Origin of the sequence: Thermomonospora cellulosilytica, assembly GCF_014138835.1 — a bacterium.
GTDB lineage: Bacteria > Actinomycetota > Actinomycetes > Streptosporangiales > Streptosporangiaceae > Thermomonospora > Thermomonospora amylolytica.
Map to the genome: position 1 here is coordinate 3,567,041 of NZ_JACJII010000001.1, position 15,206 is coordinate 3,582,246.

General features: G+C 73.7%; 15 protein-coding genes. 6 read left to right on the forward strand and 9 right to left on the reverse strand.

The genetic code is table 11. The annotated features are described in order from the left end of the window. Nucleotides 1-214 precede the first annotated feature (214 nt). From HNR21_RS16845 to HNR21_RS16860, 4 genes are read right to left on the reverse strand one after another with little or no spacing between them, the layout of a single operon-like run. On the reverse strand, nt 215-844 hold the full coding sequence (locus tag HNR21_RS16845) for a LysE family translocator (RefSeq protein WP_220500191.1): 630 nt from the start codon (nt 842-844) through the stop codon (nt 215-217). Nucleotides 845-895: 51 nt separating this feature from the next. Next, nucleotides 896-2,017: a bifunctional RNase H/acid phosphatase gene (locus HNR21_RS16850; protein WP_182705952.1), complete on the reverse strand. Its 1,122-nt coding sequence runs from the start codon at nt 2,015-2,017 to the stop codon at nt 896-898. After that, nucleotides 2,014-2,757: a zinc ribbon domain-containing protein gene (locus tag HNR21_RS16855; RefSeq protein ID WP_119731267.1), complete on the reverse strand. Its 744-nt coding sequence runs from the start codon at nt 2,755-2,757 to the stop codon at nt 2,014-2,016. Before HNR21_RS16855 ends, HNR21_RS16850 begins: the two co-directional genes overlap by 4 nt. After that, nucleotides 2,754-3,563, reverse strand: a complete 810-nt coding sequence (locus tag HNR21_RS16860) for a Nif3-like dinuclear metal center hexameric protein (RefSeq protein ID WP_119731266.1) — start codon at nt 3,561-3,563, stop codon at nt 2,754-2,756. The genes HNR21_RS16855 and HNR21_RS16860 overlap by 4 nt, the downstream gene beginning before the upstream one ends. Nucleotides 3,564-3,767: 204 nt before the next feature. On the opposite strand from HNR21_RS16860, the gene HNR21_RS16865 reads away from it, so the two are divergent. The 3 genes from HNR21_RS16865 (at nt 3,768) to HNR21_RS16875 (ending at nt 4,924) form a co-directional block, all read left to right on the forward strand. Then, a complete protein-coding gene (locus tag HNR21_RS16865; RefSeq protein WP_233358811.1) occupies nt 3,768-4,088 on the forward strand; it encodes a DUF6191 domain-containing protein in 321 nt (106 codons plus the stop codon). A gap of 47 nt (nt 4,089-4,135) precedes the next feature. Further along, complete coding sequence (locus HNR21_RS16870; protein WP_312881065.1) at nt 4,136-4,534, forward strand: hypothetical protein; 399 nt, start codon at nt 4,136-4,138, stop codon at nt 4,532-4,534. Between the two features lie 204 nt (nt 4,535-4,738). Continuing rightward, on the forward strand, nt 4,739-4,924 hold the full coding sequence (locus HNR21_RS16875; protein ID WP_119731264.1) for a hypothetical protein: 186 nt from the start codon (nt 4,739-4,741) through the stop codon (nt 4,922-4,924). 143 nt (nt 4,925-5,067) lie between these two features. On the opposite strand, the gene HNR21_RS16880 is transcribed toward HNR21_RS16875, so the two are convergent. From HNR21_RS16880 to HNR21_RS16890, 3 genes are all read right to left on the reverse strand, one after another. Beyond that, nucleotides 5,068-5,850 (reverse strand): carbonic anhydrase, encoded by a 783-nt coding sequence (locus tag HNR21_RS16880; protein ID WP_246442204.1) that lies wholly within the window; start codon nt 5,848-5,850, stop codon nt 5,068-5,070. 174 nt (nt 5,851-6,024) lie between these two features. Then, nucleotides 6,025-7,947 carry a hypothetical protein gene (locus HNR21_RS16885; protein WP_182705954.1) on the reverse strand — a complete coding sequence of 641 codons (1,923 nt, stop codon included), beginning with the start codon at nt 7,945-7,947 and terminating at the stop codon, nt 6,025-6,027. Nucleotides 7,948-8,148: 201 nt separating this feature from the next. Next, nucleotides 8,149-8,781 (reverse strand): YbhB/YbcL family Raf kinase inhibitor-like protein, encoded by a 633-nt coding sequence (locus HNR21_RS16890; RefSeq protein WP_246442207.1) that lies wholly within the window; start codon nt 8,779-8,781, stop codon nt 8,149-8,151. 384 nt (nt 8,782-9,165) lie between these two features. Here HNR21_RS16890 and HNR21_RS16895 point away from each other — a divergent pair, with 384 nt between their 5' ends. Further along, nucleotides 9,166-10,512, forward strand: coding sequence for an NAD(P)/FAD-dependent oxidoreductase (locus HNR21_RS16895; RefSeq protein WP_119731261.1), 1,347 nt, complete (start codon nt 9,166-9,168; stop codon nt 10,510-10,512). A 570-nt stretch (nt 10,513-11,082) separates the two neighbouring features. Here HNR21_RS16895 and HNR21_RS16900 read toward each other — a convergent pair. Both HNR21_RS16900 and HNR21_RS16905 read right to left on the reverse strand, forming a co-directional pair. Next, nucleotides 11,083-11,913, reverse strand: coding sequence for an ABC transporter permease (locus tag HNR21_RS16900; protein ID WP_182705955.1), 831 nt, complete (start codon nt 11,911-11,913; stop codon nt 11,083-11,085). A 31-nt stretch (nt 11,914-11,944) separates the two neighbouring features. Next, nucleotides 11,945-12,925, reverse strand: a complete 981-nt coding sequence (locus tag HNR21_RS16905) for an ATP-binding cassette domain-containing protein (protein ID WP_119731259.1) — start codon at nt 12,923-12,925, stop codon at nt 11,945-11,947. A 213-nt stretch (nt 12,926-13,138) separates the two neighbouring features. Here HNR21_RS16905 and HNR21_RS16910 point away from each other — a divergent pair, with 213 nt between their 5' ends. Both HNR21_RS16910 and HNR21_RS16915 read left to right on the forward strand, forming a co-directional pair. Next, nucleotides 13,139-13,690: a PH domain-containing protein gene (locus HNR21_RS16910; protein ID WP_312881066.1), complete on the forward strand. Its 552-nt coding sequence runs from the start codon at nt 13,139-13,141 to the stop codon at nt 13,688-13,690. Then, nucleotides 13,687-15,192 carry a PH domain-containing protein gene (locus HNR21_RS16915; protein ID WP_182705956.1) on the forward strand — a complete coding sequence of 502 codons (1,506 nt, stop codon included), beginning with the start codon at nt 13,687-13,689 and terminating at the stop codon, nt 15,190-15,192. Before HNR21_RS16910 ends, HNR21_RS16915 begins: the two co-directional genes overlap by 4 nt. Nucleotides 15,193-15,206: the final 14 nt, after the last annotated feature.

The following is a 15,206-nucleotide window of genomic DNA, read 5'->3' on the forward strand; positions in this document are numbered from 1 at the left end:
GGTGTCTTTGGATCGATGTCCGTGGGCCGATGCCTGTGGGCCGATGCCTGTGGGCGGCGAGGAACGATGGCGACTTCGCGCAAGGACCGGCGCCGGGCCGCCGTGTCGGTGGCGGCGAGGGTGGTGCGGTAGTGGGGACTGATGCCGACCTCGCCGGCCTCCGCGTATCACGATGACCGGCGGGCCGACCGGTGTTCACCCGAACCGGCAGGGGTCAGCGCTGGGTCAGGGCCAGGCGGGCGCCGAAGGCGATCAGCACGCCGCCGGTGAGCGCGTCCAGGGCGCGGCGGACGCGCGAGCGGGCCAGCAGCGTGCGGGCCCTGTCGATCGCGAGGCTGTAGAAGGCCAGCCAGGCGAACGTCAGCAGGCAGAACACCAGGCCGAGCGCCAGCATGGCGGTGAACGCGCCGTCCCCCGCGGGGGCGAACTGCGGCAGCAGGCTCATGAAGAACGCCGCCATCTTGGGGTTGGCCAGATCGTTGATCAGGCCCTGTCCCAGTGAGCGCGCCGGCGTGAGCCGCAGTCCCGCGGCCGTCTCGGCGGTGCGCCCCTCGCCGCCGCGCCAGGCGGCCCGCAGGGACTGGGCGCCGAGGTAGACCAGGTAGGCCGCGCCCGCGTACTTGAGCGTCAGGAACGCCGGTTCGGAGGCGTGGATCAGGCCGGCGATGCCCAGGCTCGCGGCGACCGTCCACACCGCCTGTCCGGCGGCGACCCCGGCGGCCGTCCAGACACCGCTGCGACGGCCGCCGGAGATCGCGTTGCGCACGGTCAGGACGGTGTCGGGGCCGGGGGTGCAGATCACGACGAGGGAGACGCCGATGAAGGCGACCAGATGACCGATCATCGCCCGAGTATCCACGCCCGCGCGGGTCTTTGCGACGGTTCGCCGCGGATGTCAGGCGGGCGGCAGGTGATGGGTGTCGTTGAGGGAACGGACGACCGCCGGGCCGTCGTCGTACCAGTCGATCCGCGACAGCGACGAGGTGTCCAGGTGCATCCGGTACAGCGAGGACATCGGGGCCTGGAGGGCGTCGCGCAGCAGCAGCTTGATCGGCGTGACGTGGGAGACCACCAGGACCGTCCGGTGGCGGTGGCGGACCTTCAGCTTGTCCAGCGCGATCCGGACCCGGCGGGCGACCTGCTCGAAGCTCTCGCCGCCGGGCGGGGCCACCGAGGGGTCGGCCAGCCAGGCGTTCATCTGCTCGGGCCAGCGTTCGCGGACCTCGGCGAACGTCAGGCCCTCCCACTCGCCGAAGTCGGCCTCCCGGAAGCCCTCCTCGACCCGTACCGGCGCGCCGGTCGCCGCCGCCACCTCGGCCGCCGTCGCCTGGCAGCGGGCCAGCGGCGAGGTGACCACGGCGTCGACCCCGCGGCCCTTGAGCGCCTGCGCGGCGGCGCGGGCCTGCTCCACGCCGGTGTCGGTCAGCGGAACGTCCGACGCGCCCGCGAACCGCTTCTCGATCGACAGCGGGGTCTCGCCGTGCCGCAGCAGCAGCGTCACCGTGGGCGTGCGCGTCGCCCCCACCGCGGGACCGGCGGGGGCGGCCGGTTCGGGGTCCGGCTCGGACTCCTCCGGCTCGGCCCTGCGGGTCCAGGTCTCGCCGCGGGCGGCGGCGTCCATCGCCTCGTTGGCCAGCCGGTCGGCGTGCGCGTTGCGGTCGCGGGGCACCCAGCCGTACGACACCGAGCCCAGGCCCGACGCCGCCTCCCGGGCCTGGAGCGCCAGCGGGATCATGTCGGGGTGCTTGATCTTCCAGCGGCCCGACATCTGCTCCACGACGAGCTTGGAGTCCATCCGGACCTCCACGCGGGCCGTGGGGTCGATCCCGGCGGCGGCGCGCAGCCCGGCGATCAGGCCGCGGTACTCGGCGACGTTGTTGGTGGCGTGGCCGATCGCCTCGGCCACCTCCGCCAGCACCTCGCCGGTGAACGCGTCCTTGACCACCGCCCCGTACCCGGCCGGGCCGGGGTTGCCGCGCGAGCCGCCGTCGGCCTCGACGACCAGCCTGCGGCTCACAGGCCCGACTCGGGGGTGCGGACCAGGATCCGGCGGCACTCCTCGCAGCGGACCACCTCGTCCTCGGCGGCGGCGCGGATCCGGTTCAGGTCGACGGTGTTGAGCGCCAGGTGGCAGCCCTGGCACTGGCCGCGGTGCAGCGCCGCGGCGCCGATCCCGCCGAACTGGCCGCGCAGCTTCTCGTACAGGGCCAGCAGGTCGTCGGGGACGTCCTTGGCGACCGCGGTGCGGGCGGCGCTGGTGGCGCCGGACTCCTCGTCGATCCCGGCCAGCGCGGCGTCGCGGGCCCTGGTGACCTCGGCCAGCTCCCGTTCGGCCGCCTCGCGCTCGGAACGCAGGCCGGCCGCCTTGGCCTCGGCCTCCTCCCGGCGTTCCATGATCTCCAGCACGACCTCCTCCAGGTCGGACTGGCGGCGGTGCAGCGAGGCGATCTCCGACTGCAGACCGGACAGGTCCTTGGCGGAGGTGACCATGCCCGAGTCCAGCCGCTGCTGGTCGCGTTCGGCGCGGGCGCGGACCTGGTCGACGTCCTGCTCGGCCTTCTTCTGCTCGCGGTCCAGGTCGGCCACCTCGGTCTCGGCGGCGACGATGGCGTCGCGCAGCTCGGTGAGCCTGGCCTGGATCCGCTCGATCTCGGCCGCCTCCGGCAGGGTGCGGCGACGGTGGTTCAGCCGGTCCAGCGCGGTGTCGAGTTCCTGCAGGTCGAGCAGGCGCTGCTGGGCTTGCGGTGCGGCTTTCACTGTTCTCCTTCGAAGTGCAGCGTCCAGGCGTCGGTCCGGAGCGTCGAGACGTGGGCGTCCAGGCCCAGCTCGTCGGCCAGCCGGCGGCGGGCGTCGGCCAGCCAGGGCCACTCGGTGGCCCAGTGCGCGGCGTCGACCAGCGCGGGCCCCCCGGCCTCGCTGAACTCCGACGCCGGATGGTGGCGCAGGTCGGCGGTGAGGTAGACGTCGGCCCCGGACCGGCGGGCGGCGTCCAGCAGCGAGTCGCCCGAGCCGCCGCACACCGCGACGGTGCGGACCGGCCGGTCGGGGTCGCCGGCCACCCGGATCCCCCAGGCGGTGGCGGGCAGGCCCGCGGCGGCCCGCGCGGCGAACTCCCGCAGCGGCATCGTGACGGGCAGTTCCCCGACCCGGCCGAGCCCGCGGGCGGGGTCGTCGGGGGAGGGGGCCAGCGGGCGCAGCGGGCCGGTCACCCCCACCGCCCGGGCCAGCGCGTCGGAGACCCCGGGATCGGCGACGTCGGCGTTGGTGTGCGCGGTGTAGAGCGCCACGCCCGAGGAGATCAGCCGGTGCACGATCCGGCCCTTGAACGTGGTGGCGGCGACGCTGTTGACCGGCCGCAGCAGCAGCGGATGGTGGGTGACGATCAGGTCCGCGCCGCGCCGCAGCGCCTCGTCGACGACGGCGGCGACCGGATCGACGGCCAGCAGCACGCGGCCGACCTCGGCGTCCGGGTCGCCGCAGACCAGGCCCACGGCATCCCATGACTCCGCCCACTGCGGCGGGTACAGCTTCTCGAGGACGGCGATCACCTGGGACAGACGCACGTTCGGCAGGTTACCGTCCCCCGGCCGGTGCGGAGCGTGTTCGGCGGCGGGCTATGGTGGGGTGCCCCACGGCCCTGGTATCAACGTGTCGGTCGCCAGGAGCCCGCGGGCGGTCCCCCGGGATCAAACCGGCGACCCGGAACGTTGGAGTCTAGCGTGAAGTCACCTTTCCGCCGCCGTCGCAGGCGGCCCAAGAAGGGCCCTGTGGCCAAGCCCCGGAACACCCAGCCCGAGATCGTGGACTGGCCGACCGAGGGCACCGGCCGCACCTCGATGATGGGCGCCATCCGGGGCGACGGGGAGACCGGCGCCGGGTTCGGCGCGGGCATGTTCGAGGATCTGCACGCGGCGTTCTCCGGCGCCAAGAAGATCCAGCTCCAGGAGCAGGAGGCGCAGCGGCTGCGCCGGGGCGACGACCACCATGTGGAGGGCGACGCCGCCACCCGCGACGACCTGGACTCGGGCAAGATCCGCATCCGGCGGCCCGCGCCCGGGGCCGAGCCGGGGCCCGCGCAGCAGCAGTGACACCGCCGGACCGAACATGGTTTCGAACATCGGGGTAGGGTGGGCGCGTGAGCGGTCACATCCCGCCGGGCTGGCCCGAGCAGGTGCATCCGCCGGGCGGTGAGCGGTTCGCCGACACCGCGCTGGCCTGGCTGCTGGAACTGGTGCCCCCGGAGTACCGCCGGTACGGCGTGCTGCGCCGCTACCCGCTCACCCTGGCCCGGCTGGCCCGCCAGCACGTCGAGGCGAACGTGCAGGCGGCCCGCGAGGGGTTCCGCACCGCCCGCGCCGACCTGGCCGGGAAGGTCCCGCCGCACGGCATCGAGGCGCTGCTGGAGACCTACCGCACCGAGGGCGCCCGGCTGGCGGCGCTGGCCGAGGCGGTCCGGCTGGTCGAGGACGCCCTGCTCGCCGAGGCGTTCCCCGGCGACCCGGAGCGCCGCCACCGCTCCGCCCCGCGGCCCTGACCTCGTCCCTCCCCTATGCCTCTGCCGCCCCCACGGCCCCGCCGGCGAAGGATTTTTCGTCAGAACGGCCCATTTCATCTGACATTCAAGTCAGGCGACACAAACCGTTCCGTACGCAGTTCGTACCGTCGAGATACGAGCCGGCTGAACGGGGGCCGGCGACGAAGCGGACCGGGCACCCGGCCCGCAGGAAAGGGAGCGGCCATGTTCCTGATCATCGCAGCGGTCGCGCTCATCGCACTGATGTCGTCCCTCGCCTACCTGATCGACTTCGCATGGGCCAGCCGCCACGACTCGCTCCGCGCCCCGGCGGACCGCAGGGGCGTCCGCCGGGCCCGCCGGGTCTCGGGAATGTACGTCCGAGGCCGCGAGGAGCAGCTGACGCACTGACCTCGCCCAACGGGCCCACACCCCCACCCGGCCCGGCGCCCCCGCCGGGCCGGGCAGCGGGAACGAGCAACGCCGCCGCCAAAGGGCCTACCGACACACAACGGGCCGTCCTGAGAAAGGACGGCCCGTTCGGTCGTGTGGGGTCAGGTGGCGGCGGGGAGGTCCTGGACGTTGTCCGGGGCCTCGTCGGGGACCTCGACGAAGACGTCGGCCTGGCGGTCCAGGATGCGCACCTTGGCGGTCTCCAGGTCCAGGTAGAGGCCGACCAGTTCGAGCCTGCCGGCCTCGACGCGTTCGCGCAGCCAGGGGTAGGACAGCAGGTTGTCCAGTTGCTGGCGGACGTTGACCTGGCAGAGGCGGGTGAGCGGGGCCTGGTCGTCGGGCTCGGTCTCCAGGAAGCGGGCCAGGCTCTGGTTGGCGTGCTTGAGCCAGCGCGACAGCGACTCCAGGTGCTCGACCTCCTTGCCGCCGCCCAGGACGCCGGCCATGGCGCCGCAGTTGGAGTGGCCGCACACCGTGATGGTCCGCACGTCCAGCACGTTGGTGGCGTACTCGACCGCCGCCATCACCGAGTCGTCGGGCAGCGGGGAGCCGTGCCGGGGGACCAGGTTGCCCACGTTGCGGACGATGAACAGGTCGCCGGGACCGCTCGCGGTGATGATGTTGGGCACCACCCGGGAGTCCACGCAGGTGATGAACAGGTGCTCGGGCGCCTGCTGGAACGCCAGCTCCGACATGATCGGGCGGACCAGGGGAGCCATCTGCCCGTGGTACTCGCGGACCCCCGCCAGCAGCAGCGCGCTGGGCGACACGTCCGGCGAGTCCAGCTCGGGCGGCCGGTTGCCGCGCCGCCAACGATTCGCCCACGGTGCCCACCAGCGGCCATGCGGGGGCGATTTGCGCGCGGAGGACATCTCGCCAGTCATTGCTCTTTCGTACCAGTTTTTCTGAAGTTCCTCCATGTCGTGTTCGCCACGCCGCCGTCCGTGACCGAACCGGCGGTCGGGCGCCCTCGCGCGGCGCGGAACGGCGGACGGGCGGAAAGCGCAGCGCCCGGCGCCCCCGCGGTGTGCGGGCGGGCGCCGGGCGCATCGGCCGGGTCAGCGGCGGTAGTCGCGGTGGCTCTCCCAGTCGTCGCCGGCCTGGTCCTGCTGGCCGTACGGGTTCTGGTCGGAGCGGTTGTCGCCGGGCTGCCCGTAGGAGGAGGGCGGGTAGCCGCCGTAGGCCTGGGTGGAGTTGGGGTCGCCGGGCGTGCCGTAACCGCCACCGCCACCGAAGTCGTAGCCGCCGGCGCCGCTCGACCCGGCCGAGCCGGACAGGGTGCCGCCGCCTTGCTCGCCGCCGAACGTGCCGTAGGAGTCGCGCCCGGACGAGCCGCCCAGCGGGTCGTCGTACCGCGGCGGCTCCCCGTACGCCGGGGCGGACGGGTAACCGTCGGTGGAGTAGCCCTGACCGGTGCCGCCGGAGCCGTAGCCGCCGGTGCCCGAGCCGCCGAGGCCGGACAGCCCCGACAGTCCGCTGCCCGACAGCTGCCCGCCGGACAGGTCGTCGGTGTGTCCCTGGCTCGGGGCCGAGCCGCCGGACGACCACGGCGAGCCGGAGCCGTACGACGGGTCGTGGGTGGTGCTCAGCGGGTCGTTCAGCGGGTCGGTGAGCGAGCCCCCGGAGGAGGAGGACTCCCCGTACCCCTTGGAGCCCGTGCCGGTGGTCCCGGCCGAGCGCGCCCGGTCGGACTGGATGCGCTGCAGCAGCTCGTCCACGGTGGGCAGGCGGTGCGAGTCGCTGTCGCCCGAACGCCCCGACGAGCCGGTGGACCCGGTGGACCCCGTGGACCCCGTCGACCCGGTGGACGCCGCGGGCGCGGCCGGGGTCGAGCCCAGCCCCGGGATGCCGGAGTCGGTGCGGGAGAGGTCACGGCTACTGCCGTAGCCGCCCGTCAGGGGACCGGAGGGGAGCTCGGAGCCGTACGAGGGGGTCTCCGAGGACGGGCCGCCGTAGGAGACGGTCTTCTCGGTGGGGTTGGCGTAGGAGTCGCCCGCACCCCCGTAGGGACTGCCGGGCGAACGGTCGTCGGCGCGGGCCGCCGGCATGCCCAGCGGGTCGGCGGCGGGCGACGGCGGAGGGAAGTCCATCGGCGGGTCCTGCCGGGTGGGCCCGGCGGGGTTGCCGCCCTGCGGGCCGTTCAGCAGGTCCGAGGGGGACGGGGAGACCGGGGACGCCGGGGAGTCGCCGCGCAGGTGCGACGACATCGGGAGGTCGTGGGGCTCGGGGGCCGAGGGCGCCGGGGGGTAGGACTGGGGCCCGGTGCCGTAGGGGGCGGGCTCGCCCCCGTACGGGGACTGCTCGCCGCCGTACTGGCCGCCGTCGGGACCGTATCCGGCGTCGGGGCCGTACTGGTCGTACTGCCCCTGCTCATACTGGCCCTGGTCGTACTGGTCGTACTGGTCGTACTGGCCCTGGTCGTACTGGCCGTCGTAGCCGCCGGCGTCACCGCCCACCGACACCGGCTGGGTCATCGAGGGGGGCGGCCCGGCGGGCTCGGCCGGTTCCGCGGGATGGTCGTTCACCGGGGCGGCCAGCGGGTCCCCGGCCAGCTCGGCGTCCGAGCGCGCGTCGTCGCGGTCGTGCTGCCAGGGGAACTTGGGCTTGTCGAAGGTGATGGTCGCCCAGTAGTCGTCGTCGCTGATCTCCTCGCCGGAGTCGGCGTGCGCGGCGGGCGGGGGGACCGGCGGGCCGACCGGGGCGGCCGGGGCGGCCAGCGGGCCGCCGGCGACCCGGCGGTCGTGGCCGGGGGCGGGGCCGGGCTGCTCGTCATAGCCCTCGTAGCCGTCGTAACCGTCGTCGACGGCCTCCGGGGGCGGGGGGGCCGCCCTCCTGCCCCGGCCCCTGGGCCGCTGCGGCTGCTCCTCGTCGATCCAGTCGTCGTCGGCGCCGGCCCGGTTCGCCCGCATGCCCAGGACAACCAGGACCACCACCACGATGACGACCACGATGAGGCCGGGGACGACGATGAACGTAATCATTGTGTGACCATCCAATGCCATGGCTCAGCGAGAACCGCCGGCGTGGCCTGTCGGGGTGAGGCCCGAAAGCCCCTGCTGCTTGACGGTGGCGCTTGAGTCCTGGGGGACCTGTGCCGATTGTGGCCGACCGCTATGACCGTTGTCACACCATTGACCGACATCTGTCACCCCCCAGGCTCGTGGACCGCTCCGCGAACGCGCCTACGCGTCGCCGAAGTTCCCGGTGATCCGTCCGCGGCCCACCGTGTACTTGGCGATCGTGCTCAGCGCCTCCTTGAGCGGCGCACCCTGGCCGAGTGCGAGCCGCTCGCTGAGCGCGTAGACCGTGAAGCGGTAGCGGTGCCGCTCGCCCCTGGGCGGGCACGGCGGCACGTACGCCGTCTTCTTGCTGGTGTTCAGCGCCTCCACCGCCCTGTCCGGCCGGGCTCCCTCGACCAGCTCGGTGGTCGTGCCGTCGATGTTCACGATCACCCAGCCGACGTGGGCGCCGTCCGAGCCGTCCGGGTCGTCCATCACGATGGCGAACGCCCGGGTCGTCTGGCTCGGCGCGCCCGACCACCGCAGCGGCGGCGTCCGGCCCTGGCCCCCAGGGTACTTGGGGCAGGCGAACCGCGCGGGCAGCTCCTTGCCGTCGTGGAAGGCCGGGCTGGTCACCGTGAACTCGGTGATCTCGACACCCGCGTTCATCGCGGGCCCGGCCATCCCGCAGCCGGACGCCGTCCCCGCCAGCGCCACCGCGGTCGCGGCGGCCGCCAGGGCGCGGGCCGCGCGCGGGGGGTGCGGGGGGGCGTCCCCCCGCATGAAGGGGGCGCGGCGCCGGTTCATGGTGTTCATCTCCTGCAACGCTCCCGGGCGATGATCGCGGTGCCGCCCCTGCCGTCTCGTGGCGCGGATCCGGGGAGGCGCCTTCCTCGCGGCACCACCCTAGAGCCTCGGCGGGGCCGCGCCGTGCGGAAACCGGCCGCGGCTCTGTGGAACCGCCCACGACCTCCCGGTCTGTCCCGGAACGGAACGGTGTGAGCTTGGTCATGCCTGGTCTGTAGTCTTCTGGGCGGTTTCTCGTGAAGGAGTGGCATACTTCACTCGGTAAGCGCCGCTCTGGTTTGCTCTCTTGGAAACTTGTGACGTTCTTAACGCCCCACCGATTGGCGTTCGGTTGGAACGGTCAGATAGCTTGTGAATGTCTTCACAAGATGTCTACGTCCTTAGGAGGCCGTCATGGCCAGGCGTGCCCAGACCCCTGGCGCTCCCCACATCCTCATCGTGGGCGGCGGCTACGTGGGCATGTACACCGCGCTGCGGCTGGAGAAGAAGCTGCGCCGTGAGCTCAAGCGGGGCGAGGTCACGATCACCGTCGTCGACCCGCAGTCCTACATGACCTACCAGCCGTTCCTCCCCGAGGCCGCCGCCGGCAACCTGTCCCCCCGCCACGTGGTGGCGCCGCTGCGCCGGGTCCTGCCGCGCTGCACGGTGCTGAACGCCCGGGTCACCGAGCTGAACCACGAGGAGCGCTGGGCCATCGTGCAGCCGGTCGCCGGGCCTCCGGAGCGGATCTCCTACGACTACCTGGTCATGGCCGCCGGCTCGGTCTCCCGGACCCTGCCCATCCCCGGCCTGGCCGAGCACGGCATCGGGTTCAAGACCATCGGCGAGGCCATCCACCTGCGCAACCACGTGCTGGCCCAGCTCGACATCGCCGAGTCCACCAAGGACGAGGAGATCCGGCGCAAGGCGCTGACCTTCGTCTTCGTCGGCGGCGGGTTCGCCGGCGTGGAGGCCCTGGCCGAGCTGGAGGACATGGCCCGCAGCGCCGCCAAGTACTACCGCAACGTCAGCGTCGAGGACATGCGCTGGGTGCTGGTCGAGGCCGCCGACCGGATCCTCCCCGAGGTCGGCCCCGACATGGGCAAGTGGACCGCCGAGCAGCTGCGCGGCCGCGGCATCGACGTCAAGATGAACACCTTCCTGCAGTCCGCCGAGAACCAGATCGTCGAACTGTCGGACGGCAGCCGCTTCCCCGCCGGCACCCTGGTGTGGACCGCCGGCGTCAAGTCCGCCCCCATCGCCCGCAAGTCCGGCCTCCCCGTCGACGAGCGCGGCCGGGTCAAGGCCACCGAGTACCTCACCATCGAGGGCGTCGTGCGGGCCTTCACCGCCGGTGACAACGCCGCCGTGCCCGACCTGACCAAGGAGGGCGAGTTCTGCGCCCCCAACGCGCAGCACGCCGTCCGCCAGGCCAAGGTCCTCGCCGACAACATCGTCCGCTCCCTGCGCGGCAAGACCCTCAAGCCGTACGTGCACAGCTACGCCGGCTCCGTCGCCGGCCTCGGCCTCTACAAGGGCGTCGCCCACGTCTACGGCATCAAGGTCAAGGGCCTGGCCGCCTGGTTCCTGCACCGCAGCTACCACGTGTCCCGCGTCCCCACCTTCAACCGCAAGGTCAAGGTGCTGGCCGACTGGACCCTGGCGCTGATCTTCAAGCGGGAGACCGTCTCCCTCGGCAGCATCGAGCAGCCCCGCGCCGAGTTCGAACTGGCCAGCAAGGACCAGATCAAGGCGGCGTGACTCTTGTTTCGTGTGGGGGGCGACCCCCCACGCCCCCCGCACGCGGATCGGACCATCCTCGCCGCCCCGTCCTGCGCTCGCCTGGCGGCTCGCTCCGGACGGGGCGGCTGCGGTGGTCCGACCGCCCTCAGTCGGCCGGAGCTCCGCCTGGGGGCTCCGCTCCGGCCGACTGAGGGTCGGGTGGTCGTTCAGCTGAGGTGGAAGTTCTGGGGGCTCTGCCCCCAGACCCCCGTCCCGATCTTCGTATCGGTGGTCATCGGGTCTCCGGAGTTGTTCCGGAGGCCCGATGGCTTTTGCGTTTGCTGGGGTGAGGAGCGTTCGACCGGCTCCAAGGCTTCTGGCTCCGGGGTTTCTGGACCGCCGTTGGCGGTCGAGGCAGGTCGCGGGCCGACATCGTTGTCCCGGAGGAGACGCTGCGCGCCGAAATCGGTGCGGAGGTCTTCGAGGCCGCCTGCTCGGCCGGGAGGGCGCTGGATGTGGACGGAGTCCTGAGTCCTGGGTCCTGGCCCTCTTGGGCTCGGCGCCCGGCCCCGCGGATCGTGTGGCGGGGACGGGCGCCGAGGGCGCCGGTCAGACCCGGCGCCGGAACGCCCGCATCGCCAGCGGGATGAAGATCGCCGCGATCAGCACGCCCCAGCCCAGCGCGATCACGGTGTGCTCCAGGACCGGGCCGCCGCCCTGGCCGCCGACCATCAGCCCGCGCACCGCCTCGACCAGATGGGTCATCGGGTTGTTGCGCATGACGAACTGCAGCACCTCGGGCGCCTGCGGCGAGATCGGCACGAACGCCGAGCTGAGGAAGGTGATCGGGAAGATGATGGTGAACCCGAAGATCTGCACCTTCTCCGGCTCGCCGACCGCCAGGCCGATGAACACCGCCGCCCAGGCGAACAGCGTGGTGAACGCCAGCAGCACCGCCAGCGCCGCCAGCAGGTGCAGCGGGGAGGTCTCGATCCGGAACCCGATCGCGAACCCGACCGCCAGCAGCACCGCCATCGACCAGACCTGCTTGACGGTGTCGGCCAGCATCCGGCCGGTGAGCGGGGCGATCCGGGCGATCGGCAGGCTGCGCAGCCGGTCGAACACGCCCTTGGTGATGTCCACGTTCAGGCCGAACCCGGTGGTCATGGTGGCGAACAGCGCGTTCTGCGCGATGATCCCGGGGATCACCACCGGCAGGTAGCCCTCCACCGTGCCGCCGATCGCCGGCCCGAAGACGTAGGCGAACAGCAGCACGAACATGATCGGCTGGATGCTGAGGTCGATCAGCTCCATCGGGTTGTGCTTGATCTGCACCAGGTTCCGCCAGGCCAGGGTGGCCACGTTGCGGGCGGCGGTGCCGGGGGAGACCCGTCTGCCCCCCGCGAGGGGGGCCGGGGCCGCGTGGGTCGCGGTGGTCATGGCATGGCTCCGTTCGGAAGGCGGGTACGGCTCACACCCCGGCCCCGGCCGGGGCGGCCTCGGGCTCGGCGGCGGGAGCGGAGTCGGTGTGGTGGCCGGTGAGGGCGAAGAACACCTCGTCGAGGCTGGACCTGCGCAGCGACAGCTCGCCCACCAGCACCCCGGCGTCGTCCAGGCGGCGCACCACCGCGGGCATCACCGCCGGGTCCGCCAGCGGCGCGCTGACCAGCCCGTCGCGCACCTCCGGCGAGGCGCCGGTGAGCTCGGCGACGATCCGGGCGACCGTCACGTGGTCGGCCTCGGTGATCGGGCGGACCTCCAGCACCTGCCCGCCGGCCTGCGCCTTCAGCTCGTCGGGGGTGCCCCGGGCGATCACCCGGCCGTGGTCGATCACCACGATGTCGTCGGCGAGCTGGTCGGCCTCCTCCAGGTACTGGGTGGTCAGCAGCACCGTCACGCCGTCGTCGGTGAGCCCCCGCACGATGTCCCACAGGGCGCCCCGGCTGCGCGGGTCCAGCCCGGTGGTGGGCTCGTCCAGGAACAGGATCTGCGGCCGGCCGACCAGGCTGGCGGCCAGGTCCAGCCGGCGGCGCATGCCGCCGGAGTAGGTCTTGGCGGCGCGGTCCCGGGCGTCGGTCAGGTCGAACCGCTCCAGCAGCTCGGCGGCCCGCCCCTTGGCGTCCCGCCGGGACAGCCCCAGCAGCCGGCCGATCATCACCAGGTTCTCGGTGCCGGTGAGCATCTCGTCGACCCCGGCGTACTGCCCGGTCAGCCCGATCAGCCCGCGCACCCGGTGCGCGTCGGCGACCACGTCGTGCCCGCCGACCAGGGCGCGGCCGGAGTCCGGCCGGATCAGCGTGGCCAGCACCCGGACGGTGGTGGTCTTGCCCGCCCCGTTCGGCCCCAGCACGCCCAGCACCGAGCCGGTCCGGGCGACCAGGTCCACACCGGCCAGCGCCTGGGTGTCGCCGAAGCGTTTCACCAGGCCCTCGGCCTGGATGGCGTACGTCATGAAACTCTCCCTCGGTGGTGCCGGTACGCGTAGATCCCACGGCCCTGACGTAGCGGCATGTCAAGCTATGTGTCGTCCACGGGGGAACGCATCCGGTTTTTCGGTGCCGCTGACAGGGAGCTGACGGTCGGCACCAGCCTCGCACGAAGGTCTGACAAAACCCTGAGACCGCGGACACAGGGTGCATACCCGGCGCGGAAATACACTTCGGATGTGACGGCCGCGAGCGAGACCCGAGGGCGGGACGGCGCCCCGCCACGGCTGCGTCCGCCCGCGCACCGGGTCGCGCCGCGCGCCGTGGTGCACTGGGCGATCGACTACCTGCTGGCCTGGGGGCTGGCGTTCGCGCTGGCCCTGGGTGCGGCGGCATGGCTGGAGGGCGCCCGCTGGGACGGCCTGCCGGACTGGGCGCAGGGCCGGCTCTGGTGGCTGCCCGCGCTGGTCGGCGCGGCCGGGCTGGCGACCGTGCTGGTGGCCCCCGCCTGGCGGTACCGGGTGCACCGCTGGGAGGTCAGCGCCGACGTCGTCTACACCCGCACCGGCTGGTTCGCCCGTGAGTGGCTGCTGGTGCCGGTCAGCCGGATCCAGACCGTCGACACCGAGCAGGGCCTGGTCGAACGGCTGCTGGGGCTGGCCACCCTGCAGATCAACACCGCCTCGCACGCCGGGTCCTCCCAGGTCGCCGGGCTGCCGGTGGACGTGGCCACCCGGCTGGCCGCCGAACTGGCCCGGCGCGCCCACGACCTGCGCGACGACGCCACATGAGCTCCGGCGACCTCACCGGGGACGCACAGGCGGGCCTGACCCCGCCGGCGCCCGGCGCGCCCGCGCTGCGGCTGCACCCGCTGACGATCCTGGTGGAGGCCGGGCGGGAACTGGCGGCGGCGCTGGTGGCGGGGACGGCGGCGCTGCTGGTCGGCGGGGCGGGCGCGGCGTTCTACTTCGCGCTGACGGGGCTGGTGTTCGCGTTCGGCTACCACCTGGCCAAGTGGGCGACGTTCACCTACCGGGTGCACGCCGACCGGGTGGAGCTGCGCCGCGCCCTGGTCGGCCGGTCGGTGACCACCATCCCCCGGGAACGGATCCGCGGCGTCGACATCAGCGCGCCGCCCGCCCACCGGCTGCTCGGCCTGGCCATCGTGCACATCGACGCCGGCTCCGAGGGCGGCGAGGGCGAGCTGCGGGCGGTGTCGCGGGCCGAGGCCGAACGGCTGCGCGGGACGCTGCTGCGCGGCGACGGCGCCGCGGCGGAGCCGGCGGCCGGGGCGACCGGAGGCAAGGGCGCGCAGGTCCTGGCCCGCGCCCGGCCCCGCTGGTACCTGTTCGCCCCGTTCAGCGGGGCCTACCTGCTCACCCCGTTCGCGCTGGCGGGCAGCCTGCTGGGGGCGCTGTACAACCTGGGCGACGAGCTGGACCTGATCGACGACGAGCAGCTCGCCCGGCTCGGCGACGACGTGGCGGGCCTGCCGCGGGCGGTGTTCCTGGCGGTCGCGCTGGCCTTCGCGGTCGCCATGCCGGTCGTGTCGATCATCGCGTTCGCCCTGTTCAACTGGGACTTCACGCTGCGGTACGGGCAGGGCGGGACGGCGCTGGTCGCCGAGCGCGGCCTGATCACCCGGCGCAGCGTCACCCTGGAGCGCCGCCGCATCCGCGGGGTGGAGCTGGCCGACCACCCGTTCGAGCGCGCCGCCGGGGTGATCCGGCTGAACGCCCTGGTGACCGGGCTGGACGACACCGCGCACCGGGGCAGCCTGCTGCCCGCCGCCCCGCGCACCGCGGCGGTCCGGGCCGCCGCCCAGGTGATGGGCGGCCGGCTGCCGGGGCCGCTGGTCCGGCATCCGCGCGCCGCCCGCCGCCGGCGGCTGGTCCGGGCGGTCGGGCCGCCGCTGGCGCTGGCCGTGGCGGCGGCCGCCGCCGGGCGGACCTGGGCGCTGTACCCGGCGCTGGCGGCGGCGCTGCTGGCGGTCCCGCTCGGGCTGGACCGCTACCGGCAGCTCGGCCACGCCACCGACGGCGCCCGGCTGAGCGTGCGGTCCGGATCGCTGCGCCGCCGCCGGGTGGTCATCGAGCACCGGGCGGTGGTGGCCTGGCGGCTGCGGCAGACGGTGTTCCAGCGGCGGCTGGGCCTGGCCACGCTGACCGTGGGGGTCGGCGCGGGCGGGGGCGCGTACTCCGCCGTCGACATGGGCGAACACGACGCGGTCGCGTTCGCCCACGGCATCACCCCCGACTGGGTGGCCCCGTTCCTGGCGGACGAGGAGCCCTGAGGGGCGGACGACCG